Here is a 320-nt window from a genome sequence, read left to right as displayed (position 1 = left end):
CGAATCATAAGGTTAGACATCGGTACATATCGGTCTTTTTTATGCTTAGATTGTTTGATGTGTATTTGTTTGCGGTCAAAATCCAGATCTTCAATCTTTAAGTTGAGCACTTCCGAAATACGAAGACCACAATCATAAACAATGGCAAATAGAATTCTGTGTTTTAATAGTTTAGGTGTTTTTAGCAGTGTTTTAACTTCTTGTTGCGATAACACCACAGGTAAGGCTTTACTACTTTTAATAGGAGGGAGTGCCAGCAATAGTTCTTCATTTTTAAACATAGAAAACATGGCTCTTAAACCATATACCAGATGTTTGAA

1 protein-coding gene is annotated in these 320 nt (G+C 34.4%); it reads right to left on the bottom strand.

Annotated elements, in window-relative coordinates; all coding sequences use genetic code 11:
- Positions 1-320 (bottom strand): tyrosine-type recombinase/integrase (locus OM075_RS25975; protein ID WP_301193436.1); only part of this gene is annotated, 320 nt, incomplete at both ends.

Origin of the sequence: Plebeiibacterium sediminum, assembly GCF_026013605.1 — a bacterium.
Taxonomy (GTDB): Bacteria; Bacteroidota; Bacteroidia; order Bacteroidales; family Marinilabiliaceae; genus Saccharicrinis; species Saccharicrinis sediminus.
This window is presented reverse-complemented; position numbering and strand designations above follow the sequence as displayed.